Origin of the sequence: Vibrio sinaloensis, from assembly GCF_023195835.1 — a bacterium.
Taxonomy (GTDB): domain Bacteria; phylum Pseudomonadota; class Gammaproteobacteria; order Enterobacterales; family Vibrionaceae; genus Vibrio; species Vibrio sinaloensis_C.
Genome location: NZ_CP096199.1, coordinates 822,200 through 847,764 on the forward strand (window position 1 = coordinate 822,200; position 25,565 = coordinate 847,764).

Below are 25,565 nucleotides of genomic sequence, written 5' to 3' on the forward strand. Positions count from 1 at the left end.
GACAGTACTGGGAGCAATGGAATTTACTTAACCATGAAAAGGAAAATAATTCTTAAGAAAACGTTGGTCTGGGCGATAACAATACTGACTATTATAACAATAAAGCTTGCTGACTAATTTGAGGGATACTATGAAATTTAGCCAAAAAATCGTTGCGGCTTCATCTGGATTACTCTTGGTCACTGTGACTCTGTTGTCTATTCAACAATTGAGTACAGTGAAAGAGGAAGTCGAGGCCTTGGTGGATACCAGCCTGACAGAAATGGTTAAAGGGGTAAAAAATACGGTTGCATCTGAGATGCAGAGTAAGAAGTCTTTAGCGAAGTCGACGACAGAAGTGATAGAGCTCGACCCGCAAAATCGCAATCGAGTTAAAGAGATACTCGAAAAACCTGAACTTAAAGGCAGTTTCTTAGCCGTTGGTTTTGGTTATGAAACCGATGGTTTTGTTGTCGAGAATGATGACGGATGGGAAGCAGGGCCTGATTACGACCCACGAGTTCGCCCATGGTACAAAGATGCTAAAGCGAAAGGATCTTTGGTGGTTACCGCTCCCTATATTGACGTGTCGTCTAAAAAGGTGATCATCTCAATCGGTACTCCGGTGAAAGAAAACGGCAAGTTCATGGCCGGTATGTTTTACGATCTCGAACTCGGTGGCCTTGCTGACCTGGTAAACAGCGTGAACTTACTTGATGCGGGCTACCTATTCATCGTTACCGCGGATGGAACCACTATCGCCCACCCCGACGCAGCGAACAACGGGGAAAACTTAACCAAATACCTACCTCAAGCCAAAGTTCAAACCGGTAATCAACGTTTTGAACAAGACGGTAAAAAGCTATTGGTTCACTTTACCGAAGTCCCTTCAGAAAACTGGTATATCGGCGCAGTGGTTGATGAAGATATCGCATTCTCGGCCATTGCTGACATGCGCAATAGCTCAATCATTTATGTTGTGATTGGCGTGGTGTTGAGTGTGTTGGTACTGAGCTTCTTGATTAAAGCGCTGATGCGTCCGTTAGCGGTGTTGAACGAAGCGATTAAAGATGTGGCGTCAGGGCAAGGCGACTTGACCAAGCGTCTAGACACTAATACCGATAAAGAGTTTGCTGAATTGGCTGAAGGGTTCAATACCTTTACCGAAACACTGCAGAAACAGATTCAGCAATCTAAAGCCATTGGTGCTGAGATCCTACGTGGCACGGAAATGACCGTAGCTGGCGTTCAAGAGTCAGCAACCGCGATGCGTAGCCAACTTGAAGAGCTCGAGCAATTAGCCACAGCAATGAATGAAATGGCGGTTACGGCGACAGAAGTGGCCAACAATGCTCAGGGCGCCGCTGCTGCCGCTAAAGAGGCGGATGAAGCGACACAAGACGGCTCATCAGTTGTGAGTGATACCACGGCATCGATTGGCAACCTAGCTGCCCGCATCGACCAAGCGGTAGAAGAGGTGCATGGTTTAGAGTCGGCAACGTCTAACATTGAAACCATCTTGAAAGTGATTAATGACATTGCCGATCAAACCAACTTGCTCGCACTCAATGCTGCGATTGAGGCGGCTCGTGCGGGTGAATCGGGTCGTGGCTTTGCCGTCGTTGCGGATGAAGTACGCACTTTGGCTCAGCGAACACAAGAGTCAACTACGGAAATCCGTAGCATGATTGAGCAGCTTCAAGCGGGAGCAAGCTCTGTGTCAGCAGCGATGAGCGAGAGTAAAACCACTGCAATTGATGCGGTAGATAAAGCCCAAGCAGCGGATGGTGCATTGCAACGTATTCGTGAGGCGATTCAGCGCATCAGCGATATGAACATGCAAATTGCGTCTGCGGCAGAAGAGCAAAGCTTGGTTGCTGAAGAGATCAACAGCAACACAGTTAAGATCAAAGACCTTTCTACTCAGGTAGCTGACTCGGCTGATAACTCGAACATCGCGATGCAAGCGCAAACCGAGAATGTGCGCGAGCAAGATGCGATTTTGAACAAGTTCATCGTGTAGATATAAACCGCAAAGAAAAACGCCAGCATAGTCGCTGGCGTTTTTTTATACTCGAAGATTATTGATTGAGATAATCCAACACAACCTGATGATGGTCTTTCGTTTTGAATTTGTTGAACACGTGCTCAATCACACCTTCTTCATTGATTAAGAAACTAATGCGGTGCAAGCCGTCGTACACTTTGCCCATAAATTTCTTTTCACCCCAAACACCGAACTGCTCTGCGACGGCGTGATCTTCGTCGGATAGTAGGGTGAAGTTGAGCTCATCACGCTCAATGAATTTACCCAAGCGTTTAACCGGATCGATGCTGACACCCAGTACAACCACGTTGTGTTTATCTAACTCGGCTTTGATATCCCGAAGTCCTTGGGCTTGAACGGTACAACCAGGGGTCATGGCTTTAGGATAAAAGTAAAATAGGACCTTCTTTCCTTTGAAATCGCTTAACGTGACGGTTTCGCCATTTTGGTCAAGAAGAGAGAACTCAGGAGCGGGAGTGCCTGCTGTCAGAGTGTTCATGAAGATTCCTTTTTTATTGACTGTTTTTTATAAAGTTAAGTGAGCCATGTACGGCCAAAGAGCGACAGAGCGTATCGAACTCTTCTTGCAATTGCATCAGGTTACATTCCGATTCAACGGTTGCCGTAATAGCTATATGAAACTGGTCAGTTTCGGAGCCCACTTTACCCTTATCAATGGTTTGTGCGCTCAGTGAAGAGAGGCCAATTTCTTTCTCGGCGAAAAAGTTAGTGAACTTTTCCGTCAGCCCTGGCTTATCTTCAGACTCTACAAATACTTCTAATGTGTAGGTGTGGTCGAGATAGGCATGGGGAGATGTACGTTTCATGATAGTAATCAGATCATGCTCTTGGCCAAGAAGTGGCAGCGTTGTCTCTACGCGGGTGGTCGCCGCATTGGTCCCCGAGAGCAGCATGATTAGGGTAAATTCGTTGCCGAATAAAGCGATACGACTATCAACAATATTGCATCCAGATTGCGTGACCAGGTGTACCACTTGATTGCATACCCCTGGGCGATCGGTTCCAACCGCTGTAATCACCAGATGTTGAGTCATAGTTTCACTCTTTTCAAAGTTATGTTTATTAATCAGTTAGCTTAGCACAGAAGACGCAGATAAAAATGATGGCAACCCGCTTTTGTTTAGGGCCTGTTGACCGTTCGAGCTGATTTTTGCAGCACTTTGTGGGAAATTTATACAAGACAGAGGCTTTAAAGTGTAGTTCCCCTACATAAAAAGCCGATAACGCAGTAGAAATGAACCACAAAGGCTGCCCAAAGGGTTCGAGCTGGGCGCCCCCGCAAGAATCGTTTTACGCTTTGTTAAGAAGTGTTTACTTAGAGTGACTAGGCTACATACTCCTTGCCGCGCCTAAAACGATTCTGACTAGGCGTCCCCATCCGAACAAAATTTAACCGCGAAAGGTCAACAGGCCCTATTGTGACGGGATTTTACCCAATCCCGCTCAAGGCTAAATTGTTCTTACCCAAAACTGACACAGCAGCAAATAAGAAGCGTAATTTGCCAGATATCTAACATCTGATAAATATTCATTCATTTAGGTGATTTAAGCGGCGTTAAGCGCTTGTCTTTTTCAATCGCCTTACAGTACCATGCGATGAGTAACTATTTTAGGGAGAAGGACATGTTTTCAGGAAGTATTGTAGCGTTAATTACACCGTTTAATCTCGACGGAGAGGTAGACTACGTCAGCCTGAAGAAGCTGGTTGAATACCATGTGGCAGCAGGCAGCGACGGTATTGTAGCGGTAGGCACGACAGGTGAGTCATCAACGCTAACAATCGAAGAGCATGTCAAAGTGGTCATGAAAACGGTCGAGTTTGCTGATGGTCGTATCCCTGTGATTGCGGGTACCGGTGCAAACGCAACTCACGAGTCTGTCACTTTTAGCCGTTTACTGAATAATTCGGGCATTGCAGGCTGTCTGAGCGTGACTCCTTACTACAACAAACCGACGCAAGAAGGATTGTTCCAGCACTACAAAGCGATAGCTGAAGAGAGCGACGTTCCGCAAATCCTTTACAATGTTCCAGGTCGCACCGCGGTAGACCTATTGCCAGAGACGGTTGCCCGTCTCGCTGAAATCGACAGTATTGTTGCGCTCAAAGATGCGACAGGAGATCTCAGTAGAATTGCCATCCATCGTGAACTTTGTGGCGAAGATTTTATCTTACTAAGTGGTGATGACTCGACCGGCCTCGATTTTGTCAAACAAGGTGGTCAAGGTGTGATCTCTGTGACCAACAACATTGCCGCTGAAGATATGGCAAAAATGTTCCGTTTGGCCAGTGAAGGTAAGTTTGAAGAGGCAGAAATCATCAACCAACGTTTGATGCCATTGCATACCAACCTGTTTATCGAGTCGAGTCCTATCCCGGTTAAGTGGGCTGCTCATAAGATGGGATTGATTGAGCATGGTGGTTTACGTTTGCCGTTGACTGAATTGTCAGAACAAGCCAGACCTATCGTTGCACAAGCGATGACAGAGGCTTGCATTTACTAAGTTTTGGACACATTGCCGAGCGCTGCTCGGCAAATGATTATCAGGAGTTTCAATGAAATTTTCTCACCAGCTAGTTCTCAGTTCGCTAGCTGTTTTTGTTTTGAGTGCGTGTTCTGGTAGCGCCACTCAGCGTCGTCAAGCGAAGGATGACTTTGAGTATTTGAACACGCCAGAAATGCAGCAGTGGAAGTTGCCCGCCGATGCAGAGCCACAGTTTTATCCTAACTACCAAATCCCGCAAGGTGAGTTTTTGGGTGGCATCGGCCGTGAAGTGGACATTCGTCCTCCTCAGCAAGTGCTGGAACTGATTCCTGGTGCAAGAGCAGAACGCAAACAAGGTGAGACAACACTTTGGTTGTTACGCGAAGATGAAGCAGAAAAAGTGTGGCAAACTGCACTGAAAATGACCCAAGAAGAAAACATTGCGATCCGAGAGCAAACCGAAACGCATATGGAAACCGACTGGGTGACTTGGGTATCGGAAGATGAGGATGTAGAACTGGGTGCACGCTACCAAATCGACCGTGTCGCTGCCGGTGGACGATACGGTTTCCGTATTTCGCTGATCGACTGGCGTGAAGCAGGCAAGGTGGTACCTGTATCGATGACCAACAAGGAGCGTTACAACGCGCTTATGACCAACCTTGTAACGGCCCGTTATGATCTAGACTTGCGCGAAGAAGCGGCTCGTCAAGCTCAGCAACTCGTCAAACGTATACCGATTACCATGGGCTCAGACCGCAGTGGGTTCCCGGTTATTATTGCTCGCACGTCATACAATGTATTGTGGAATCGCTTGCCAGAGTTGCTGCCAGAGATTGGCTTTACCCTTGAGGAACGCAACCAATCACAAGGTACAGTCAAGGCGAAATATGCAGAACCAGGTGATGAGTTTTGGACTGAAATTGGTGTTGAGCCGATAGCTTTGCCACCCGGCAGCTATACATTCCTGTTTGGTGATTTAGGCAATCGTACGTCAATCAATATTACCGATTCGTCTGGTAAGCCGGTAGAAGAGAAGTTCTTGGAAGACATGGTGCCGGTTTTAGTGGCGACAGCAGACAAGCAAGCTGAATAAAGTCCAATACAAACAAAAAAGCTGACATTAGGTCAGCTTTTTTATTGCCTGAAAACACTGGCTAAGCTTACAACACCATAGCGGCAATCCAACCAAAGATGATTAGCGGGATGTTGTAGTGGATAAAGGTGGGTACCACCGTTTCCCAAATATGTTCGTGTTGACCATCTGCGTTAAGGCCCGATGTTGGACCTAAAGTCGAGTCTGAGGCCGGTGACCCTGCATCTCCCAAAGCGGCCGCCGTACCGACCAACGCGATGGTCGCCATTGGTGAAAAACCAAAGGCCGCGGCGAGTGGAACGTAAATCGTCGCCAGAATAGGGATGGTTGAAAACGATGAACCGATGCCCATTGTGACTAGTAAACCGACAACCAGCATTAATAGCGCAGCAAGCGGCTTGTTATCACCAATGCTGGTGGACAAGGCTTCAACCAGTGACTCGACGCCACCCGTCTGCTTCATCACCGCTGCAAAACCGGCGGCAGCAATCATGATGAAGCCAATCATCGCCATCATGTAGACGCCTTTGGTAAACACATCGTGGGTCTCTTTCCATGCTATGACGCCACCAAAGGTAAACACCATAAAACCAGCCAAGCCGCCAACAATCATCGATCCGGTTAACAGCTGAGCGCTCAGAGCGACAATGATACCCACAGCGGCAACCACAACGTTTTTCTTGTCGATAGCGTTGGTGTCTTCCTCGACGTGAGTCAACTCGGTTTCTGGGTAATGACGCGGCTTACGATAGCTAAAGAAAATCGCCGTGACCAAGCCAAACACCATACCTGCCGCTGGAAGCAGCATAGCCACAGGCACTTGGCTCGCGACGACATTTTCTAAGCCATTATCGTGCAGGTTTTTCAGCAGAATATTGTTAAGGAAGATACCGCCAAAGCCAATTGGCAATACCATGTATGGGGTAACAAGACCAAAAGTTAGAACACACGCGATCATGCGACGGTCAAGGTTGAGTTTAGCGAACACGCCCAACAAAGGTGGAATCAAAATTGGAATGAAAGCGATGTGCACTGGAATGACGTTTTGCGATGACATAGTGACGAGCACTAACGCGACCAAAACCGCGTACTTCAGGCCATTGGATGCATGAGCGTTTTCCTTGCCGTGAATGCGCTTGATGACACTATTCGCAAGTAAATCAGTGATGCCTGAACGCGAAATTGCAACGGCGAATGTGCCAAGCATGGCATAACTCAAAGCAATGGTGGCGCCACCGCCAAGGCCGCTTTCAAAAGAAGCAATCGCTTGATTTAAGTCCATTCCGGAGACCAAACCGCCGACAATGGCACTGAATGTCAGTGCCACGACGACATTCACCCGCATTAGGGCCAATGCCAGCATAATGCATACAGAGATGACAACAGGGTTCATAATATTCTCGTGTGTTGTGTTTACTTTTATTGATGTTATTCGGCATCTTGGTCAGTAAGCGGCCAGCCACCGAGGGCTTTCCACTTATTGACGATGCCGCAAAAGAGCTCAGCCGTTTTTTGAGTATCATATAGGGCTGAGTGGGCTTCTTTGTTGTCGAACTCCATCCCCGCCGCTTTACAAGCTTTTGCCAGGACCGTTTGACCGTAGGCGAGCCCGCTTAAGGCTGCGGTGTCAAAGGTGGCAAAGGGATGGAATGGGACTCGTTTTAGCTTGCTGCGCTCACTGGCTTCCATAACGAAGCTATGGTCGAAGTTGGCATTATGAGCGACGATAATCGCACGGCTGCAGTCTGCGGCTTTTTGCTCTTTACGCACCAGCTTATAGATTTCTTTTAATGCTTCAGATTCTGTCACGGCGCCACGAAGTGGGCTGAAAGGGTCACGAATGCCATTGAACTCGAGTGCTTCTTTCTCTAAGTTGGCACCTTCAAAAGGCTCTACGTGAAAGTGAAGGGTTGACGCCGGTGAGAGATCGCCGTTTTGGTCCATCTTCAGTGTGATCGCGCAGATTTCGAGTAGAGCATCAGTCTTGGCGTTGAAGCCTGCGGTTTCAACATCGATAACTACAGGAAAGTAGCCACGAAATCGTTTTTTGAGCGTCAAAGCCTCGTTTTCAATAGTCATGTGTGCTTCATTTTGTGTGACGGGGGTGGCATTATTGCAGATTCTTTACCTAAGAAAAACCGTTAATCCTGATTGAAAAAGAATCACTGGTAATTTGTACTATACAAATATATTGGCGTAGATTTTGCTTGCTTATGAAAGCAGAGAATCGAGCGGCAAAATTGAGCGGCTCAGACGAGTAAAGAGATCAAGTGCAGTATGAAGAAGTTGTTTGCTACCACAATCGCGACCGTATTAGCGTCATTGAGTGTCAACGCCTTGGCGTTGGATAAGCACTATGTCGCCAAGCCGACGCAATCGACGTGGCAAATGGTTGCCAATACCCCGTTAGAGTGCCGTTTAGTCCACCCTATCCCTAACTATGGCGATGCGGTTTTTTCTTCTTATGCCAGCAAAAAAATTAATCTCGATTTCGAGCTTAAAATGAAGCGTCCGATGGGCAAAACTCGTGATGTGAGTTTAGTGTCGATGCCACCGGCTTGGCGTCCTGGAGAGGGGGCAGATCGATTAACCACGATTCGTTTCTTCCAGCAGTTTGATGGTTATGTGGGCGGACAAACCGCTTGGAACATTTTGAGTGAGCTAGAGAAGGGACGTTACCCTACGTTCAGTTATCAAGAGTGGCGCAGCAGTGATGAGCGGATTGAGGTCGGGCTGTCATCGGTGTTGTTTCAGCCATCCTACAATGTGTTCAGTGATTGTATTGCCAACTTACTGCCGTACAGCTTTGAAGACATCGCGTTTACCATTTTGCACTATGATCGAACCAGTGTTGAGTTAAACAAACAGTCGCAAAAGCGTTTGGCGCAGATAGCCGAGTATATAAAGCACAACCAAGATATTGATTTGGTCTTGGTATCCACTTACACCGACGCGGTGGACAGTAAAAGTGTTAGCCAAAGTTTGTCAGAAAGACGAGCCGAGGTGCTACAAAATTACTTCAAGTCTCTTGGTCTACCGGAAAACCGAATTCAGGTTCAGGGCTATGGCAAGCGTCGCCCAATTGATGATAACGCTTCGCCGTTGGGTCGAGACAAAAACCGTCGTGTGGTCATCTCACTAGGGCGGACTCAGGTCTAAATTCTTCTCTATCCACAGCCAGCGTCCGCTGGCTTTTTCTTTGTTAGTTGAGTTGAAACTTGGCGATAAGATTGCAGTTTGCCGCACTATCGAAATCTTGTACTAAGCGTGCTATCTCTGGATTAGGGTGACGTTTAATAAATTCAACTAAGGCTTTTTTGCAACAGCCGAGAGAATCTACAAAGGCATCACAATGTGTGTTTGGGCATTGTGGCAGGAGTGTGAGTACTTTTTCTGAGGCGAGTTGTAGGTATTTGAGTTCGTACTTGGTATCGCCGATAGTTCGCCAAAACCCAGCCATGTTATGGCAGGAAATCACCGAAATCACCAAGCGCTCTTCCAACTCTATTTGTGGATTATCGCGAATCTCTTCACTCAAGGTTAACGCTTGTTGGTAGTGGAGAACACTTCGCAGGTGGTCCCCGTCTTGCATCGCAAAGTCAGCGATAAGCGTATGCTTTTCCCAGTCATTAATGGCCATGATTATCTCCTCCATTCGATATGTCTGAGGTTAATTAATAATCATTATCATGTAAAGGGCAAATAAAAAGAGCAGCTACAGACTGCTCCTTTTGTGCTGGTAGGCTTATCCTTCCAAGCCGGCTGTCGCTTGCTTGTTTTGGATCAGCTCAATCATGTAGCCGTCTGGATCTTTCACGAAGGCGATGTGAGTCGTGCCACCTTTGACTGGGCCCGGCTCGCGAGTCACATTGCCGCCCGCGGCTTTGATAGCATCACAAGTCGAGTAGATGTCGTCGACGCCAATCGCTATGTGGCCAAATGCAGTACCCAGATCGTATTCGGTTTTGCCCCAGTTGTAGGTGAGCTCAATCACCGCGCCCTGAGACTCATCACCATAGCCAAGAAACGCTAAAGTGTACTCATATTCTTTGTTCTCATTGGTGCGCAGTAGTTGCATGCCCATTACTTCAGTGTAGAACTGGATCGATTTGTCCAGATCGCCAACTCGAAGCATTGTATGTAGAATTCTGCCGTTTGACATTGTCTTGCTCTCCTAATTTTCTGGGTATACTTTGTCTTTGTACTCGCAAAGATCTTCAATAATACAGCTGCCGCAACGTGGCTTACGCGCCACACAAGTATAGCGTCCGTGTAGGATAAGCCAGTGGTGGACATCTAACTTGAACTCTTTTGGCACCACTTTGAGCAGCTTCTCTTCAACCTGATCGACGTTTTTGCCCATGGCAAACTTAGTGCGATTTGAAACACGATAGATATGGGTATCGACGGCGATGGTCGGCCAACCAAACGCAGTGTTGAGCACCACGTTGGCGGTTTTGCGCCCAACACCTGGTAGAGCCTCCAGCGCATCTCGATCTTCGGGCACTTCGCCGCCGTGCTGGTCGATGAGGATCTGGCAGGTTTTGATAACGTTCTCCGCTTTGGAGTTAAATAACCCAATGGTCTTGATGTACTCTTTTACCCCTTCGACACCAAGATCAAGCAACCCCTGTGGCGTGTTCGCGACTGGATAAAGTTTATCGGTCGCTTTATTCACGCTCACATCTGTTGCTTGTGCCGACAATAAGACGGCGATCAACAGCTCGAATGGGGTACTCCAGTTGAGCTCGGTCTGTGGATTGGGATTATGCTCTCTCAGGCGTTCCAATATGAGTCTTCGTTTTTCTTTATTCATGTGAAGCTGACTTCCAGTGCAAATGCCGATTTATGATAGCTCGGCTAGGCGTTGGTAACACGAGCACGTTCTATGGTCTGTTTTTTCTTCGGCTGACGTGCTTCGATCTGTTTATCTATGACGTTTTTCACGGCGATCAGTAAGCCGACACCGATAAACGCCCCAGGCGGCAATAGCGCGAGTAGGAAGCTGTTGTCGAACTGGAACACCTCTATGCGTAGCGATTGCGCCCAAGGGCCAAGCAATAACTCGGCACCGTCAAACAGTGTTCCGTTACCGATTAACTCACGCATGGCGCCCAATGCGACCAGAACGCTGGTCATACCGAGTCCCATCCAGAATCCATCTTGCGCTGCAGGGAGCACGTTGTTTTTCGAGGCAAACGCCTCGGCGCGGCCGATGATGATACAGTTGGTCACGATCAGTGGGATGAAAATACCAAGCGATAAGTAGAGACCATAGGCGTAGGCGTTCATTAATAACTGCACGCAGGTAACCAGCGCAGCAATGATCATGACAAATACAGGAATACGCACTTCTTTCGGCACGTAATCTCGCACTAGAGAGACAGTGACGTTTGAGCCGACTAAAACCAACAAGGTGGCAATCCCTAATCCTAGCGCGTTAGTGACGGTTGATGATACGGCGAGTAACGGACATAGGCCTAGCAGTTGCACTAAGGCAGGGTTGTTATCCCAAAGGCCATTTTTAATTAAGGTTTTATGATCACTCATTGTTGCCTCCACAATTTAGTGGTTGGGCGAGAATCTGCTCTCGGTTGTCATTGACATATTGCACGGTATTTTTAACCGCCTTGACCACGGCACGCGGTGTGATGGTTGCGCCAGTGAATTGATCAAACTGCCCACCATCTTTACGTACCGCCCACTGAGTAAGATTAGCTTCGCTGACTTGTTTGCCGACGAAGCTCAAAATCCAATCGGTGATTCGTAAATCAATTTTGTCGCCTAACCCCGGTGTCTCTTGGTGGTTTAGCACTCGAGTTCCGGTAATGGTGCCGGCTTGGTCAATCCCAACAATAATCTTGATCGCACCATTATAGCCATCGGGTGCGATGGCCTCGATGGCTAAGGCAGAGTGCTCACCGTTTAAACTCGCCAAATACACCGGCATAGGTTGATCAGTGCCAAGTGCTGGCGCAGTTACCAATGTACAGGCCTGGTAGAGCTCGTTGTCGTGTAGCTCATGGGGGATCACTTGGTTTAATACCGACAGCAACTGTTTTTGCTCTTGCAAACGGATTTGATCCTCAGTGAGGGCGTGGGTGAGCGCCACGACTCCCGTTGACACACAGGCAAAAACCGCAAGAACAAGGCCGTTTTTTCGAATCGCATTGATCATAAAGGCTCCTTAGTGTCCGTATGTTCGCGGTTTGGTGTAGTAGTCAATCAGAGGGACACACATATTGCCGAGCAAGACGGCAAACGCCACACCATCAGGGAATCCGCCCCAGCTGCGGATGATAAAGACCATCACACCAATAAAGAGACCAAAGATCACTCGGCCTTTCACCGTGGTGGACGCCGACACAGGGTCTGTGGCAATGAAGAAAGCACCAAGCATGGTAGCCCCAGACAGCAGATGAATGACCGGTGATGCGGTGGTGCCTGGCGCGACTAGCATAAACACGCTGCTTAACAGACCTAAACCAACCAAGAATCCAACAGGAATGTGCCAACTGATCACACGTAACTTGATCAGCATGAGCCCACCGGCGAGATAGGCGAGGTTAACCCATTCCCAACCGATACCAGCTAATCCGCCAAACTGAGGTGCGGACATCGCTTCACTCATTGTGCTGCCCGCGCGCATTGAGGTTTTAAGCGCATCAAGCGGCGTTGCCATGGTGACGCCATCAATACCGGTTCTAAGTTGCTGTAATGACAAGCCTTCGAGGTTGAATCCAGTAAAGATCAATGAGAATGCATCGCCGCTCGATATGGTGGTTGATTGCAACTCGAACGGTGAGATCCAACTGGTCATTTGCACTGGAAACGAGATCAGCAAAACGACATAGGCGACCATGGCTGGATTAAATAGATTTTGGCCGATCCCGCCATACAGGTGTTTGGCGATAACGATGGCAAATACCAAACCAATCACCAACACCCACCATGGTGAAAGAGGGGGAATCGCAATGGCGAGTAACCATGCTGTCACAAGCGCACTGTTATCTCTCAATGCAGACATTGGAGGACGCTTTCTCACCAGCATGACTAATGCTTCAAGGCTTAGCGCAATAATGACGGCGAACACCAATTGGATCAGGGTTCCCCAACCAAAAAAGTAGATCTGCGCGAAGAGACCTGGCAGGGCGCACAGGGCTACCCATTTCATGAGATCAGGAGTGCTTCTGCGATTATGCGCATGGGGTGAGCTGGCAATAAAGAAGGCCACTACTCTTTCTCCTCAAATTGTTTTTGTTGTTCTTTTTCGGCTTTACGTGCCTTGGCGCGGGCAATTGCCGCAGCGACAGCGGCTTTCTTGCCGTCTTCGGCTTGAGGTTCGCTTGTTGGCTCTGCGCTTTCGCTGTCTTGCTGCGCCTGCAGCGCCTTACGTGCCTTGGCGCGGGCAATGGCAACGGCGACGGCGGCTTTCTTGCCGTCTTCGGCTTGAGGTTCGCTTGCTGGCTCTGCGCCCTCGCTATCTTGCTGCGCCTGCTCTGCTTTACGTGCTTTGGCACGGGCAATCGCCGCGGCGACGGCGGCTTTCTTGCCGTCTTCGGCTTGTGGTTCGCTTGATGGCTCTGCGCCCTCGCTATCTTGCTGCGCCTGCTCTGCTTTACGTGCTTTGGCACGGGCAATCGCTGCGGCGACGGCGGCTTTCTTGCCGTCTTCAGCTTGTGGCTCGCTTGCTGGTTCTGCGCTGTCACTATCTTGCTGCGCCTGCTCTGCTTTACGTGCCTTGGCGCGGGCAATCGCCGCGGCGACGGCGGCTTGCTTACTGTCTTCAGCTTGTGGCTCGCTTGCTGGTTCTGTGCTGTCGCTATCTTGCTGCGTCTGTTGCGCTTTGCGTGCCTTGGCGCGGGCAATGGCAGCGGCGACGGCGGCTTTCTTACCGTCTTCAGCTTGTGATTCGCTTGCTGGCTCTGCGCTGTCGCTATCTTGCTGCGTCTGCTGCGCTTTGCGTGCTTTGGCGCGGGCAATCGCCGCGGCGACAGCATCTTTTTTATCGTCGCTAGAGGCATCTGCCTGCTGCTCTTTTGCTGCTTTGCGCTCGCGAGCCTGACGTTTGCGCTCCTCACGAAGCTTCGCCATTTCAGAGTTGTCAGGCTCTGCGCTGCCTTGCTCTAAAGCGGCCGCTTGTTTGGCCTTAGCTTTGGCAATCGCGGCAGCGACGGCAGGTTTAACCTCAGGAGCAGAAGATTCATTATCTGCGTTTTTCGCTTTGACACGCGCAATCGCGGCAGCAATCGCGTCGTCATTACCCGCTATCTTCATCTCTTTACGACGATCTTCAGCGGCTTTCTTAAAGCGGTTCTCACGTTGTGCTTTGTCGCGTTCTAATCGCGCCTTTTTCTCTTCAAAGCGCACTTTGGCGCGTTCAGCGGCTTCGGCCTCTTCTTTGCGAGTGCGAATTTCTGCTTTGGCCTGGCGATAATACTGAACCAGCGGAATTTCACTTGGACAGACAAAGGCACAGGCGCCACACTCAATACAATCTTTCAGATTGAGTTCTTCACACTTTTCGTACTCTTCAGCCTTGGCGTGCCATTGCAATTGCTGTGGTAGCAGAGAAGCCGGGCAGACGTCAGCACATTGACCACAACGAATACATGCCATTTCGTATTCACTCGGCGCTATCTCGCTGCGCGTCGGTGCCAGAATACAGTTAGAGGTTTTGGTGATTGGCACGTTTGCGTGTGGCAGAGTGAAGCCCATCATGGGTCCGCCCATAATCAAACGTGGCAGGCGTTTATCGGCCTTATAGCCAAACTCTGCGAGCAGCGCTTGCACCGGCGTACCCAATAATGCGCGAACATTGCGAGGCTGTTTGAACGTATTGCCAGTTAAGGTAACTACTCGTTCAACCAGTGGTTCGCCGTCACAAACGGCACGCTTGATGGCATGCAATGAGCCGACGTTTTGTACCAGTAAACCTATATCTGCGGGTATGCCGCCATTGGGCACTTCTTTATTGGTCAGCAGCTTGATCAGTTGCTTTTCACCGCCGGAAGGGTACTTGGTCGGAATGACACGGATGATCACATCCTTGTCCTGTGCGGCCTTTTGTAGAGCTTGGATCGCCTGCGGTTTGTTGTCCTCAATACCAATCACAGTCAGCTTGGGCTTGAGGATATGCTCAACAATATCAATACCCTGAATGATCTCTTGTGCATGCTCACGCATTAAGCTGTCATCGGCGGTGATATAGGGTTCACACTCTGCGGCGTTCACGATCAGTATTTCGGTTCGAGCAAGTCCGGCTTGAATTTTTTTGGCAGTAGGGAAACCTGCCCCACCCAGACCAGAGACGCCTGCTTGGCGAATTTTCTCTATTAGTTCATCGGGGGTATGGTCACGAAAATTTGGCCATGGGTCACGTTCAACCCATTGGTCTTCAAAGTCTGGCTTGATCACGATACAGGTTTCACTCAACCCTGAAGGGTGAGCGGTGGTTCTTGGTTCAATCGCGACTATGGTGCCAGAGGTTGGGGCATGGACCGGTAGCATAAAGCTGGTATCGTACTTGGTCAGCGCCTGACCTTTAAGAACGTGTTGCCCCACATTCACCGTGAGCATCCCTGGTTTGCCAATATGCTGTTTAATGGGTAGCACTAGTTCATCGGCGATGCTTGCCTGACTGATTGGGTTTTTTAGCGACTGGGCTTTGTTTTCTGCAGGGTGTATACCACCAGGGAAATCCCAAAGTGCACCTGATTGAATTTGTTCGATTAATGACAACATACCAGTCCTTAATTCACGCTATTCTGCTTGTTGGCAGAATCGGTAATATCAACAACAGGAATGGCGTTCATTTGCCACTTCCAGTTCTCAGTAGTGGTCGCTACTGGGATCATCTCAATACAGTCGGTTGGGCACGGTGCCACACATAAGTCACAGCCTGTACATTCGTCCTTGATGACGGTGTGCAGTGCTTTGGTGCCACCAACAATCGCATCAACAGGGCAGGCTTGGATGCACTTAGTACAGCCAATACACATGTCTTCATGAATAAATGCCACTGTTTTCACTGCGTTTTCTAAATCATGCGCCGAGTCGGGGGCGTCTACACCCATAAGATCAGCTAATTTTTCAATCGTTGCTTGGCCGCCGGGAGGACACTTATTGATGTCATCGCCATTGGCGATCGCTTCGGCGTAAGGACGACACCCCGGATATCCACATTGACCACACTGGGTTTGAGGAAGAATGCCGTCGATTTGATCAACAATCGGGTCTGCTTCCACTTTGAAACGAATCGAAGCGAAGCCCAGTGCCGCGCCAAAAATAGCGGCCAATACCACAATGGCGATAATCGCGATTAAAATTGAACTCATTACAACGTCACCAAGCCGGTAAAGCCCATAAAGGCAAGAGACATCAAGCCCGCCGTGATCATGGCAATAGAGGCACCTTTGAAGGGCATAGGAACATCGGCGGCAGCAATTCGCTCACGCATTGAAGCGAACAGCACTAATACCAAAGAAAACCCGACAGCAGCGCCGAAACCATAGATGATTGACTCAATAAAGTTATGGTTTTCATTAATGTTGAGTAGGGCAACACCCAAAACGGCACAGTTAGTGGTGATCAGGGGTAAGAAAATACCTAGCAGGCGATAAAGTGTCGGGCTGGTTTTATGTACAACCATTTCAGTGAACTGAACCACCACAGCAATCACCAAGATAAAGCTCATGGTTCGCAGATACTGAAGGTTAAGTGGTTCTAATATGTAGCTTTCGACCAGATACGCACACACGGAAGCGAGAGTTAAGACGAACGTTGTCGCCAACCCCATTCCGATGGCTGTTTCCAGTTTTTTTGAAACACCCATAAATGGACATAAGCCCAAGAACTTCACCAGTACAAAGTTGTTGACCAGCACAGTGCCCACCAACAACAAAAGATATTCGGTCATAGTTTTTTATAGTAAAGAATCCGATCTCAATATTATCCCGCTTTGCTCACCCAATAACAACCAAGGAAAGATAAGGTTTTATGTTGTTGCATGATAAATATACGAAATTGTACTGAAAAAGTTGAGTTGCATGGATTGGCAGGTCAGCTTTTGTTGCGTCTTTTATAGTGAAGAGGGGATGAAGTGGTGTCGCTGTTAGCGGGTCAGTAAGCCAACAGGTATCGCCAGCTCGAGGCATCGAAAACGACAAAAGCCAAGTCTTCCGACTTGGCTTCTTGAATATGGCTCCCCCTGCGGGACTGAACGCGGGCGGCTAGCTCTGAGACATTTGCTTGGAACAAGCAAGTCGCAGTTGAAAACGAAAAAAGCTCAACCTTTCGATTGAGCTTTTTTCTGAATTTGGCTCCCCCTGCGGGACTCGAACCTGCGACATACGGATTAACAGTCCGCCGTTCTACCAACTGAACTAAGGGGGAATTGCTTTAGCGAGGCGAATATTAGCCAGCAGCTTGGGTAGTGTCAATATTTTATCAAGTAATTAAGTAAAAAAAACTCTACTTTTTTGCTTTACTTTTCTGTATCCCTTATCGGGTAAGGGCTCTGTTTACTTATCCACTAAAATTGTGGATAAGTGTGTGCATTGATCTGGGGTATCTTTGGTTTGAATTGAACTGCACTTTTAGTGACTGAGTGGGTTTAACGAGTTTTTGCTAGTAAATAGCTGTTAAATCATGGTCTTGAATGGTTTTTTTATGGCACAAGCTTGATCAAACAAATTATCGCTGAATTGTGAGTGACGGGTGTATTTTAGGTAAAATGTGAATATCTTGTGGGTGATATTCTTAACTTTTTCGGGCGAAAAACCTAGCGAGGGCAGGCATGATATCAGGATTAAAATGATTGATCTAGCTACTAAGTACGACTAAATGAAAAACAGCGATTAATTTTATCTTAGACTCTTGAGTCTGTATATCTATACAGTCACAATAGAGTATCAGCCGCCGCTTCAAGTAAGAGAGAAATGATGAGTAAAGTATTCGATTTGGTCTCGGATTATCAGCCAGCTGGTGATCAACCTAGCGCAATAAAGCAATTAATCGAAGGGCTTGATGCCGGACTCGCCCACCAAACTTTATTGGGGGTAACCGGGTCAGGTAAGACTTTCACTCTTGCTAATGTGATCGCGAATGCTCAGCGTCCAGCGATTTTGCTTGCACCGAACAAAACACTAGCCGCGCAACTGTATGGTGAAATGAAGTCATTTTTCCCCAACAATGCGGTCGAGTATTTTGTTTCTTACTACGACTATTACCAACCAGAAGCCTACGTTCCGACCACCGATACCTTTATTGAAAAAGACGCGTCAGTTAACGCACACATTGAACAGATGCGTCTTTCCGCTACCAAAGCATTATTGGAGCGTAAAGATGCCATTATTGTTGCCTCTGTATCAGCGATTTATGGTTTGGGTGATCCTGAGTCCTATCTAAAAATGATGTTGCATATTCGACGTGGCGACATGATCGACCAGCGTGATATCTTGCGCCGTTTGGCCGAGCTGCAATATAGCCGCAATGATGTCGCATTCGAGCGTGGTCAGTTTCGAGTACGTGGTGAGGTGATTGACATTTTTCCTGCCGAGTCGGATCAAGACGCGGTGCGCATCGAAATGTTTGATGATGAGATCGATTGTATAAGCGTGTTTGACCCACTAACCGGAGTTGTCAAACAGCGCGATCTGGCCCGCTATACGATTTATCCTAAAACGCACTACGTGACCCCACGCGATCGCATGTTAGAAGCGATTGAACAGATAAAGATAGAGTTGGAGTCGCGCAAAAAGCATCTGCTTGATAACAATAAGTTGCTAGAAGAGCAGCGTATTTCTCAGCGAACTCAGTTCGATATCGAGATGATGAATGAGCTGGGTTTCTGTTCAGGGATTGAAAACTACTCGCGTTACTTAAGCGGGCGAAATGAGGGTGAGCCGCCGCCAACACTATTTGATTACTTGCCCCATGACGGCCTGCTGATTATCGATGAGTCTCATGTTACTGTGCCGCAGATTGGTGCCATGTATAAAGGGGACCGTTCGCGCAAGGAGACACTGGTTGAGTTCGGCTTTCGCCTGCCATCCGCTTTGGATAACCGTCCATTGAAATTTGAAGAGTTTGAGGCATTAGCGCCGCAAACGATTTTTGTCTCAGCGACGCCTGGTAACTATGAGTTGGAGAAATCATCGGGTGATATTGCGGATCAAGTCGTGCGTCCAACCGGGCTGCTTGATCCTGAGTTAGAAGTTCGTCCAGTGGCCACTCAAGTCGATGATTTGTTGTCTGAAATCCGAATTCGTGCCGCTAAAGATGAACGTGTACTGGTAACCACGCTGACCAAGCGCATGGCAGAAGACCTCACTGAGTACCTGACGGAACATGAGGTAAAGGTCAGGTATCTGCACTCTGACATTGATACGGTCGAACGTGTAGAGATCATCCGAGACCTACGTTTGGGCGAGTTTGATGTTCTGGTGGGCATCAACTTATTGCGTGAGGGGTTGGATATGCCAGAAGTGTCTTTGGTCGCGATATTGGATGCCGATAAAGAAGGCTTCTTACGCTCAGAGCGCTCGCTGATCCAGACCATTGGCCGCGCAGCGCGAAACGTGGCGGGCAAGGCGATTCTTTATGCCGACAATGTCACCAAATCGATGCGAAAGGCGATGGATGAAACCAATCGACGTCGTGAAAAGCAGCAGGCATACAACCAAGAGATGGGAATTGAGCCGCAAGCGCTGAAACGCAACATTAAAGATATCATGGAGCTGGGTGATATCACCAAGAGTAAGAAGCAGCGAGCGAGCAAAACTGTACCACTGTCTAAAGTGGCTGAGCCCTCGCAAAATTATCAAGTGATGTCGCCACAAGAGCTGGATAAAGAGATTCGTAAACTGGAAGCTCAGATGTATCAGCACGCACAAGATTTAGAGTTCGAGTTGGCGGCAGAGAAGCGCGACCAAATCGATCAGCTGCGGCAGCGGTTTATAGCCAATAGTTAGGGTTAATCGCCCAACCTTGTAAGTAAAAAAATAGCCAATAGAAACATTTTCTATTGGCTGTTATTTGTGAATACTAAGTTCACTAACAACGTCAGTTGGCTAGGTGACCCAGAAGGGTCAATGGAAAAACTGCATAGAGTGTGCCAGCGAAAATAGGCTCGAAATTGGTGCTCTGCCGGGCAATTTTTGCCTTTTTGTGCGAAATGTTTGCAAAATGCAAAGCCGAATGCAATCATTTGTACAGAATGCAAATAAAAATGGCTAGGTTATGCAACAAGTACTCGATGCTCAAAAAGCAAAATATTTGTTGATGGTAGAAGATACAGCGTCAGTGGCGGCCTTGTACCGTTCGTATCTCACTCCGCTGCAAATAGACATCAATATTGTCGGTACGGGACGTGACGCAATTGAGAGTCTCAACTTTCGCACGCCTGATCTGATCCTCCTCGATTTACGTCTACCCGATATGACGGGGATGGATGTGCTCCACGCGGTAAAAGAGAAAAATCCCGATGTGCCGGTGATCTTTATGACTGCGCATGGCTCTATCGATACTGCGGTTGAAGCGATGCGTCATGGGGCGCAAGATTTTCTAATCAAACCTTGTGAAGCTGACCGATTGCGCGTCACCGTCAATAACGCGCTGCGTAAAGCAAATAAACTCAAGAATGACGCTGATAACTCCGGAAGTCAGGGCTATCAAGGGTTTATCGGCAGTAGTCAGACGATGCAAGCAGTGTATCGTACCATCGACTCTGCCGCGAGCAGCAAAGCCAGCATCTTCATCACCGGTGAGAGTGGTACCGGTAAAGAGGTGTGCGCAGAGGCGATTCACGCCACCAGTAAACGCGGTGACAAGCCCTTTATCGCGATCAACTGTGCGGCTATTCCCAAAGACTTAATCGAGAGTGAACTGTTTGGTCATGTTAAAGGGGCGTTTACTGGCGCTGCTACAGACAGGCAGGGCGCGGCGGAGCTCGCCGATGGCGGTACGCTGTTCTTAGATGAGCTGTGTGAGATGGATTTAGATCTGCAGACGAAGCTGCTGCGCTTTATCCAAACCGGTACCTTCCAAAAAGTGGGTTCATCGAAGATGAAAAGTGTCGATGTCCGTTTTGTCTGCGCCACCAACCGAGACCCTTGGAAAGAGGTCGAAGAAGGGCGTTTTCGTGAAGACCTTTACTATCGGCTGTACGTGATCCCTCTGCATTTACCTCCTTTGAGGGAGCGCGGGGATGACATTATTGAGATAGCCTATTCGTTGCTCGGGTATATGTCGAAAGAAGAAGGCAAAGACTTTGTTCGCTTAGCGCCTGAAGTGGTCGAGCGTTTTGCGCGTTATGAGTGGCCGGGTAACGTTCGCCAGTTACAAAATGTGCTGCGCAATGTGGTAGTGCTCAATAATGGTCGTGAAATTACCCTGGATATGTTGCCACCCCCTTTGAATCAGCCTGCCAAAAATGAAATTCGAGTGGCACTCACGCCGAGTGATACTGTCTCTGTTCAGGATATATTTCCATTATGGCTGACAGAAAAAAATGCGATAGAACAAGCGATCAAAGCATGTGATGGCAATATTCCTAAAGCGGCGGGATATTTGGATGTCAGCCCATCGACCATCTATCGTAAACTACAATCTTGGAACGCGAAGGAAGCGCAATAGTGGATATATTAGAGCAAGAGAAGATAAACCGATTGGCCAATGAGATTGGCCAAGAAAACGTTCCAGTCTTGTTGGAGATATTTCTTGGTGAACTAAGAAACTATATTGCCAACTTATCCACTAAGGAGAGTCAAAGCCAAGACGCATACTTACAAGAAATTAGCCATGCGTTAAAGAGCAGCGCTGCCAGTTTTGGTGCTGAAGCGCTGCGCAGTTTTTCAGTTGAGCTGGACTCACGAGCTAAGACCGGTGAACCCCTTAGCTCGGACCAGGACAAACAGCAGATGTTGTCGTTGCTGCAGCAAACAGAGCAGAGATACCAACAGCTAGTCGGTAAGTAAGCTCTCAATCGCTTGCTGCAACTTGGTTCGATCGTGGCGCCAGTCACGATTTGGTGAAGCCAGAGGCGTGGTGACACAGTTCCATTTTTGTAACTCAGGATGGGGCTTGTCGCCTAGTACTACGTCTATCTGACGACCATGGCAAGCGCGCTCACACCAATCCAGTTTCTCTTCTAGGCTCATCTTGCCAGCAGGCCCAAATTCGGGTGATAAGTTTTCGACGAAAATCACCATCGCTTTACGATTATTCGCCACAGCACGGCCGACTTCTGGAAGTAATAGCGGTGGCATTATGCTCGTCAGAAAACTCCCCGGACCAAGAATGATGGCATCTGCTTGTTCGATGGCCATTACCCCCTCTTTGGTGGCGGGGACTTCAGGTTCTAAATCTAGCCGGATAAGCTTATCGGGCATTTCATCGACATTGGTTTCCCCCGTTACCCACTGACCGTTGTCCGCAAGTGCTTTAAGATCTGAGGGGTGCTCAGACATAGGAATAATATTGACATCGACTTTGAGCATATTGCGGATAAGGTTGGTGGCATCGAGTGGACGAACCGAGAGATTATCCAGTGCGGTGAGCATCAAGTTACCAAGATTGTGACCGTCGAGTTCACCGGTGCCTTTAAAGCGATACTCAAACATCATTGAGCTTATTGAGGGCTCCGTGATCAACTGGTTAATACAGTTACGTGTGTCTCCCCAAGCGATGCCGCCTTGGCAGTTACGAATTCTCCCCGTTGAGCCGCCATTATCGGTCGTTGCGACGATGCCAGTGGCATTGGAACCAAAGTCTTTTAGGGCCGCGAGCATCCGACCAAGGCCGTGGCCTCCGCCAACGGCGACCACTTTTTTGCTAGCGTAAAGTGTCATGCTGAGCTTCTATTTTTGTCATAACCAACTACAATTTAGAATATTGTATTCATATTAAATACTCAATATGGGGTAATTTGCGCCCTGAGCACGATTTTTTCGTTCGCGGGCTGGAATCACACATAATTATTAAGTATTTTAATGAACAGCTGCTACCGCGAATAGGTAGTTGCCATAGCTCCGAGCTCAGTAGGCTAAGTCCATATCGGATAAGCTGATTGAGCCAGTGACATACTGTCACAAGGGCATAATTGGAAATGATTATGCCTCCCGTGTTTGGAAAGGTGTTCCGTGGCGCAACAATTCGAAGATAGATTCCATCGCAAGTTTTATTACTTGCGACTCTCCGTTACAGACGTTTGTAACTTTAAATGCACATATTGCCTGCCTGATGGTTACCGACCTTCTGGGCAAAAAAACTCGTCATTCTTATCGCTAGCAGAAATCCAACGCGTGGTCAGCGCGTTTGCGGAGTGTGGTACGTCAAAAGTGCGTATTACCGGCGGCGAGCCGAGCCTGCGTAAAGATTTTAACCAGATTATCGCGACGGTTGCCTCAACTCCGGGTATCGAGAAAGTGGCTACGACCACCAATGGTTATCGTATGGCCAAGCAGGTTTCTCAGTGGAAAGAGGCTGGGCTAACTCATATCAATGTCAGTGTCGATAGCCTAGACCCGCGCATGTTCCATCAGATCACCGGTGAAAACAAATTCTCTCAGGTGATGGCGGGAATTGACCGCGCTTTTGAAGTCGGATACGAGCAAGTGAAGGTCAATGTGGTGTTGATGAAAGATCTCAATGCCCATGAGCTGCCGGCGTTCCTCAATTGGATCAAAGACCGACCGATTCAACTGCGATTTATTGAGCTGATGCAGACCGGCGAGATGGACGAGCTGTTTCAGCGTCATCATGTTTCCGGCGTAGCGATTCGCAATCAACTGATTGCCAACGGCTGGTTGCTTAAGGTTCGTGCCAATAACGATGGCCCAGCTCAAGTGTTTGTTCACCCCGACTATCAAGGCGAGATAGGTCTAATCATGCCCTATGAAAAAGACTTTTGTGCCAGCTGCAACCGTCTACGAGTCTCGGCCATAGGTAAATTGCATTTGTGCCTGTTTGGTGAGCAAGGCGTTGAGCTGCGCGATTTGCTTGAGCACGATCAACAACAGAGAGAGCTGATCGAACGAATCCAAGCGCAGCTGCAAACCAAATCGGTCAGTCATTTCCTGCATGATGGTAACTCAGGTATGACGCCCCACTTAGCATCGATTGGCGGTTAACACCAAGCATGAACAAATTAAGGCTTTTAAACATAGCGTTTAAAGGCGATTCCTTTGAATAAGATAGGTGAACAAATGGGTCACGCAGAAAGCAAATTTCAGCCAGCAAACATCGCAGTATTAACGGTTTCAGATACACGTACTGAAGAGAACGACACCTCGGGTGGTTACCTTGTTGAGCAAGCCAAAGAGGCAGGCCACAAGGTGGTAGATAAACAGATTGTTATCGATGATATGTATAAGATTCGCGCCATAGTGTCACAGTGGATTGCGGATGAAAATGTTCAAGCGGTGATGATTACTGGTGGAACTGGCTTTACTTCACGTGACAGTACACCAGAGGCACTAAAACCCTTGTTCGATAAAGAAGTCGAAGGGTTTGGTGAGTTGTTCCGTATGGTGTCATACGAAGAAATTGGCACCTCTACCATTCAATCTCGGGCGATAGCAGGTTTTGCCAACCATACGGTCATCTTTGCTATGCCAGGCTCGACCGGAGCGTGTCGTACTGGGTGGACTAAGATCATTAAGCAGCAACTGGATGCAAGCCATCGTCCTTGTAATTTTATGCCCCATCTAGCGGTGTAATTGGAGCCAGCGATGAGTAACTTTACCCACATCAATGCGTCTGGCGAGGCTAACATGGTCGACGTGTCAGCCAAGGCAGAAACCGTGCGCGAGGCTCGTGCTGAGGCGTTTGTGCATATGGCGCCAGAAACTTTGCAATTGATAGTGTCTGGGCAACATCACAAAGGCGATGTGTTTGCCACGGCTCGAATCGCAGGGATTCAAGCGGCGAAAAAAACGTGGGATTTGATCCCGCTTTGCCATCCATTGCTGTTGTCAAAAGTCGAAGTACAACTGGAAGCCATCGAAGCACAAAATATGGTGCGTATCGAGTCGGTATGTAAGCTGGCGGGAAAAACCGGTGTTGAGATGGAAGCGCTGACCGCCGCCTCTGTTGCTGCATTGACGATTTATGATATGTGTAAAGCGGTACAGAAAGACATGGTTATTGGTCAGGTGCGCTTACTAGAGAAAACTGGCGGCAAGTCAGGCCATTTTAAGGTAGAAGCATGATAAAAGTTCTTTTTTTTGCCCAAACCCGTGAGCTGGTGGGCGTCGATGAGCTCGAGCTTAACGATCACTTTGAAAGCGTTGAACAGGTTCGTCATCACTTAGCGCAACAACCAGGAAAATGGGATTTGGCGTTAGAGCCTGGCAAGTTACTCGCAGCGGTGAACCAATCGATTGTGCCTCTTGAACATGCAGTGAAGTCAGGTGACGAAGTGGCCTTTTTCCCTCCTGTCACTGGAGGTTGAAATGCGGCAACGAGTGTTGGTATCTGGTAATGATTTTAATGTCGGCGACGAGTACGACGCTTTAGCTGAGGGCAGCTCTGCGGGCGCAGTGGTGTCCTTTGTCGGCAAAGTGCGCGATATGAATTTAGGCGACAGTGTCACTGGTTTGTCACTAGAGCATTACCCGGGGATGACTGAAAAAGCTTTAAATGAGATTTGCGACCAAGCTGAGCAGCGTTGGCCGTTACTTCAAACGCGGGTCATCCATCGGATTGGTGATTTAGACATTGGCGATCAAATTGTGTTTGTCGGTGTATCTAGTGCACATCGCGGCGCGGCGTTCGAAGCGTGTGAGTTCATTATGGACTATTTAAAAACCAAAGCACCGTTTTGGAAAAAAGAGCGCACCACGGATTCGTCTCGCTGGGTTGAATCGCGTGAGTCTGATGCGCAAGCGGCTGAGCGCTGGCAGTCTTAACAAGTACATACCCAATGTTTCTCAATCC

General features: G+C 48.3%; 26 protein-coding genes, 1 tRNA gene and 1 riboswitch. Of the genes, 12 read left to right on the top strand and 15 right to left on the bottom strand.

Going from position 1 to position 25,565, the window contains the following annotated elements; genetic code table 11:
- Nucleotides 1-130 precede the first annotated feature (130 nt).
- Entirely contained in the window at nt 131-2,002 is a 1,872-nt protein-coding gene (locus MTO69_RS03970) for a methyl-accepting chemotaxis protein (protein ID WP_248331312.1), read from the top strand.
- A 58-nt stretch (nt 2,003-2,060) separates the two neighbouring features.
- Here the strand turns inward: MTO69_RS03970 and bcp are convergent, their stop codons facing one another.
- Together bcp and MTO69_RS03980 are read right to left on the bottom strand one after the other, a co-directional pair.
- Nucleotides 2,061-2,525, bottom strand: a complete 465-nt coding sequence (bcp, locus tag MTO69_RS03975) for a thioredoxin-dependent thiol peroxidase (RefSeq protein WP_248331314.1) — start codon at nt 2,523-2,525, stop codon at nt 2,061-2,063.
- A 13-nt stretch (nt 2,526-2,538) separates the two neighbouring features.
- Nucleotides 2,539-3,081, bottom strand: a complete 543-nt coding sequence (locus MTO69_RS03980; RefSeq protein ID WP_248331316.1) for a glycine cleavage system protein R — start codon at nt 3,079-3,081, stop codon at nt 2,539-2,541.
- A 589-nt stretch (nt 3,082-3,670) separates the two neighbouring features.
- Here MTO69_RS03980 and dapA point away from each other — a divergent pair.
- Both dapA and bamC read left to right on the top strand, forming a co-directional pair.
- Nucleotides 3,671-4,549: a 4-hydroxy-tetrahydrodipicolinate synthase gene (gene dapA / locus MTO69_RS03985; RefSeq protein ID WP_248331318.1), complete on the top strand. Its 879-nt coding sequence runs from the start codon at nt 3,671-3,673 to the stop codon at nt 4,547-4,549.
- 52 nt (nt 4,550-4,601) lie between these two features.
- Nucleotides 4,602-5,627 (top strand): outer membrane protein assembly factor BamC, encoded by a 1,026-nt coding sequence (gene bamC, locus MTO69_RS03990; protein WP_248331320.1) that lies wholly within the window; start codon nt 4,602-4,604, stop codon nt 5,625-5,627.
- A 67-nt stretch (nt 5,628-5,694) separates the two neighbouring features.
- Here bamC and MTO69_RS03995 read toward each other — a convergent pair whose 3' ends face one another.
- Together MTO69_RS03995 and rnt are read right to left on the bottom strand one after the other, a co-directional pair.
- On the bottom strand, nt 5,695-7,020 hold the full coding sequence (locus tag MTO69_RS03995) for a Na+/H+ antiporter family protein (RefSeq protein ID WP_248331322.1): 1,326 nt from the start codon (nt 7,018-7,020) through the stop codon (nt 5,695-5,697).
- Nucleotides 7,021-7,055: 35 nt separating this feature from the next.
- Nucleotides 7,056-7,706, bottom strand: a complete 651-nt coding sequence (rnt, locus tag MTO69_RS04000; RefSeq protein WP_248331324.1) for a ribonuclease T — start codon at nt 7,704-7,706, stop codon at nt 7,056-7,058.
- A gap of 198 nt (nt 7,707-7,904) precedes the next feature.
- On the opposite strand from rnt, the gene motY reads away from it, so the two are divergent.
- On the top strand, nt 7,905-8,786 hold the full coding sequence (motY, locus tag MTO69_RS04005; protein ID WP_248331326.1) for a flagellar protein MotY: 882 nt from the start codon (nt 7,905-7,907) through the stop codon (nt 8,784-8,786).
- A 43-nt stretch (nt 8,787-8,829) separates the two neighbouring features.
- Here motY and MTO69_RS04010 read toward each other — a convergent pair whose 3' ends face one another.
- The 10 genes from MTO69_RS04010 to MTO69_RS04055 form a co-directional block, all read right to left on the bottom strand.
- A complete protein-coding gene (locus tag MTO69_RS04010; RefSeq protein ID WP_248331328.1) occupies nt 8,830-9,267 on the bottom strand; it encodes a DUF2753 family protein in 438 nt (145 codons plus the stop codon).
- A gap of 105 nt (nt 9,268-9,372) precedes the next feature.
- Nucleotides 9,373-9,789, bottom strand: coding sequence for a lactoylglutathione lyase (gloA, locus tag MTO69_RS04015; RefSeq protein WP_248331330.1), 417 nt, complete (start codon nt 9,787-9,789; stop codon nt 9,373-9,375).
- A 12-nt stretch (nt 9,790-9,801) separates the two neighbouring features.
- Nucleotides 9,802-10,443, bottom strand: a complete 642-nt coding sequence (gene nth / locus MTO69_RS04020; protein ID WP_248331332.1) for an endonuclease III — start codon at nt 10,441-10,443, stop codon at nt 9,802-9,804.
- A 44-nt stretch (nt 10,444-10,487) separates the two neighbouring features.
- Nucleotides 10,488-11,177, bottom strand: coding sequence for an electron transport complex subunit E (locus tag MTO69_RS04025; RefSeq protein ID WP_248331334.1), 690 nt, complete (start codon nt 11,175-11,177; stop codon nt 10,488-10,490).
- Complete coding sequence (gene rsxG, locus MTO69_RS04030; protein WP_248331336.1) at nt 11,170-11,805, bottom strand: electron transport complex subunit RsxG; 636 nt, start codon at nt 11,803-11,805, stop codon at nt 11,170-11,172. The genes MTO69_RS04025 and rsxG overlap by 8 nt, the downstream gene beginning before the upstream one ends.
- A gap of 9 nt (nt 11,806-11,814) precedes the next feature.
- On the bottom strand, nt 11,815-12,861 hold the full coding sequence (rsxD, locus tag MTO69_RS04035; protein ID WP_248331338.1) for an electron transport complex subunit RsxD: 1,047 nt from the start codon (nt 12,859-12,861) through the stop codon (nt 11,815-11,817).
- The gene (gene rsxC, locus MTO69_RS04040; protein ID WP_248331340.1) at nt 12,861-15,371 is read right to left on the bottom strand and encodes an electron transport complex subunit RsxC; all 2,511 of its coding nucleotides are present in this window, start codon (nt 15,369-15,371) and stop codon (nt 12,861-12,863) included. Before rsxC ends, rsxD begins: the two co-directional genes overlap by 1 nt.
- 8 nt (nt 15,372-15,379) lie before the next feature.
- Nucleotides 15,380-15,964, bottom strand: coding sequence for an electron transport complex subunit RsxB (gene rsxB / locus MTO69_RS04045; protein ID WP_248331342.1), 585 nt, complete (start codon nt 15,962-15,964; stop codon nt 15,380-15,382).
- Nucleotides 15,964-16,545, bottom strand: a complete 582-nt coding sequence (rsxA, locus tag MTO69_RS04050) for an electron transport complex subunit RsxA (protein ID WP_176288301.1) — start codon at nt 16,543-16,545, stop codon at nt 15,964-15,966. The genes rsxB and rsxA overlap by 1 nt, the downstream gene beginning before the upstream one ends.
- Before the next feature lie 400 nt (nt 16,546-16,945).
- Nucleotides 16,946-17,021, bottom strand: a tRNA-Asn gene (locus MTO69_RS04055).
- A gap of 548 nt (nt 17,022-17,569) precedes the next feature.
- Here MTO69_RS04055 and uvrB point away from each other — a divergent pair.
- The 3 genes from uvrB to luxU all read left to right on the top strand — a co-directional run bounded on the left by uvrB (nt 17,570) and on the right by luxU (nt 21,604).
- Entirely contained in the window at nt 17,570-19,600 is a 2,031-nt protein-coding gene (gene uvrB / locus MTO69_RS04060) for an excinuclease ABC subunit UvrB (RefSeq protein ID WP_248334333.1), read from the top strand.
- Between the two features lie 268 nt (nt 19,601-19,868).
- Nucleotides 19,869-21,263 carry a quorum-sensing sigma-54 dependent transcriptional regulator LuxO gene (gene luxO / locus MTO69_RS04065; protein ID WP_248331344.1) on the top strand — a complete coding sequence of 465 codons (1,395 nt, stop codon included), beginning with the start codon at nt 19,869-19,871 and terminating at the stop codon, nt 21,261-21,263.
- Nucleotides 21,260-21,604 carry a quorum-sensing phosphorelay protein LuxU gene (luxU, locus tag MTO69_RS04070; protein WP_248334336.1) on the top strand — a complete coding sequence of 115 codons (345 nt, stop codon included), beginning with the start codon at nt 21,260-21,262 and terminating at the stop codon, nt 21,602-21,604. Before luxO ends, luxU begins: the two co-directional genes overlap by 4 nt.
- Here luxU and MTO69_RS04075 read toward each other — a convergent pair.
- Nucleotides 21,590-22,477 (bottom strand): YvcK family protein, encoded by an 888-nt coding sequence (locus tag MTO69_RS04075; RefSeq protein WP_248331346.1) that lies wholly within the window; start codon nt 22,475-22,477, stop codon nt 21,590-21,592. The genes luxU and MTO69_RS04075 overlap by 15 nt on opposite strands.
- A 166-nt stretch (nt 22,478-22,643) precedes the next feature.
- Nucleotides 22,644-22,780, top strand: a riboswitch (molybdenum cofactor riboswitch).
- Between MTO69_RS04075 and moaA the strand changes: the two genes are divergently transcribed.
- From moaA to moaE, 5 genes are all read left to right on the top strand, one after another.
- The gene (moaA, locus tag MTO69_RS04080) at nt 22,769-23,758 is read left to right on the top strand and encodes a GTP 3',8-cyclase MoaA (protein ID WP_248331348.1); all 990 of its coding nucleotides are present in this window, start codon (nt 22,769-22,771) and stop codon (nt 23,756-23,758) included. Its footprint overlaps the riboswitch before it by 12 nt.
- Nucleotides 23,759-23,833: 75 nt before the next feature.
- Nucleotides 23,834-24,346, top strand: coding sequence for a molybdenum cofactor biosynthesis protein B (gene moaB, locus MTO69_RS04085; protein ID WP_248334348.1), 513 nt, complete (start codon nt 23,834-23,836; stop codon nt 24,344-24,346).
- Between the two features lie 12 nt (nt 24,347-24,358).
- The gene (gene moaC / locus MTO69_RS04090; RefSeq protein WP_248331350.1) at nt 24,359-24,838 is read left to right on the top strand and encodes a cyclic pyranopterin monophosphate synthase MoaC; all 480 of its coding nucleotides are present in this window, start codon (nt 24,359-24,361) and stop codon (nt 24,836-24,838) included.
- A complete protein-coding gene (gene moaD / locus MTO69_RS04095) occupies nt 24,835-25,080 on the top strand; it encodes a molybdopterin synthase sulfur carrier subunit (protein WP_248331352.1) in 246 nt (81 codons plus the stop codon). The genes moaC and moaD overlap by 4 nt, the downstream gene beginning before the upstream one ends.
- Nucleotide 25,081: 1 nt before the next feature.
- Nucleotides 25,082-25,537 carry a molybdopterin synthase catalytic subunit MoaE gene (moaE, locus tag MTO69_RS04100; protein WP_248331354.1) on the top strand — a complete coding sequence of 152 codons (456 nt, stop codon included), beginning with the start codon at nt 25,082-25,084 and terminating at the stop codon, nt 25,535-25,537.
- Nucleotides 25,538-25,565: the final 28 nt, after the last annotated feature.

Coding starts and splice junctions, on each gene's coding strand:
- MTO69_RS03970 (WP_248331312.1), top strand. CDS start 131: ATGAAATTTAGCCAAAAAATCGTTGCGGCTTCATCTGGATTACTCTTG.
- bcp (WP_248331314.1), bottom strand. CDS start 2,525: ATGAACACTCTGACAGCAGGCACTCCCGCTCCTGAGTTCTCTCTTCTT.
- MTO69_RS03980 (WP_248331316.1), bottom strand. CDS start 3,081: ATGACTCAACATCTGGTGATTACAGCGGTTGGAACCGATCGCCCAGGG.
- dapA (WP_248331318.1), top strand. CDS start 3,671: ATGTTTTCAGGAAGTATTGTAGCGTTAATTACACCGTTTAATCTCGAC.
- bamC (WP_248331320.1), top strand. CDS start 4,602: ATGAAATTTTCTCACCAGCTAGTTCTCAGTTCGCTAGCTGTTTTTGTT.
- MTO69_RS03995 (WP_248331322.1), bottom strand. CDS start 7,020: ATGAACCCTGTTGTCATCTCTGTATGCATTATGCTGGCATTGGCCCTA.
- rnt (WP_248331324.1), bottom strand. CDS start 7,706: ATGACTATTGAAAACGAGGCTTTGACGCTCAAAAAACGATTTCGTGGC.
- motY (WP_248331326.1), top strand. CDS start 7,905: ATGAAGAAGTTGTTTGCTACCACAATCGCGACCGTATTAGCGTCATTG.
- MTO69_RS04010 (WP_248331328.1), bottom strand. CDS start 9,267: ATGGCCATTAATGACTGGGAAAAGCATACGCTTATCGCTGACTTTGCG.
- gloA (WP_248331330.1), bottom strand. CDS start 9,789: ATGTCAAACGGCAGAATTCTACATACAATGCTTCGAGTTGGCGATCTG.
- nth (WP_248331332.1), bottom strand. CDS start 10,443: ATGAATAAAGAAAAACGAAGACTCATATTGGAACGCCTGAGAGAGCAT.
- MTO69_RS04025 (WP_248331334.1), bottom strand. CDS start 11,177: ATGAGTGATCATAAAACCTTAATTAAAAATGGCCTTTGGGATAACAAC.
- rsxG (WP_248331336.1), bottom strand. CDS start 11,805: ATGATCAATGCGATTCGAAAAAACGGCCTTGTTCTTGCGGTTTTTGCC.
- rsxC (WP_248331340.1), bottom strand. CDS start 15,371: ATGTTGTCATTAATCGAACAAATTCAATCAGGTGCACTTTGGGATTTC.
- rsxB (WP_248331342.1), bottom strand. CDS start 15,964: ATGAGTTCAATTTTAATCGCGATTATCGCCATTGTGGTATTGGCCGCT.
- rsxA (WP_176288301.1), bottom strand. CDS start 16,545: ATGACCGAATATCTTTTGTTGTTGGTGGGCACTGTGCTGGTCAACAAC.
- uvrB (WP_248334333.1), top strand. CDS start 17,570: ATGAGTAAAGTATTCGATTTGGTCTCGGATTATCAGCCAGCTGGTGAT.
- luxO (WP_248331344.1), top strand. CDS start 19,869: ATGCAACAAGTACTCGATGCTCAAAAAGCAAAATATTTGTTGATGGTA.
- MTO69_RS04075 (WP_248331346.1), bottom strand. CDS start 22,477: ATGACACTTTACGCTAGCAAAAAAGTGGTCGCCGTTGGCGGAGGCCAC.
- moaB (WP_248334348.1), top strand. CDS start 23,834: ATGGGTCACGCAGAAAGCAAATTTCAGCCAGCAAACATCGCAGTATTA.
- moaC (WP_248331350.1), top strand. CDS start 24,359: ATGAGTAACTTTACCCACATCAATGCGTCTGGCGAGGCTAACATGGTC.
- moaD (WP_248331352.1), top strand. CDS start 24,835: ATGATAAAAGTTCTTTTTTTTGCCCAAACCCGTGAGCTGGTGGGCGTC.
- moaE (WP_248331354.1), top strand. CDS start 25,082: ATGCGGCAACGAGTGTTGGTATCTGGTAATGATTTTAATGTCGGCGAC.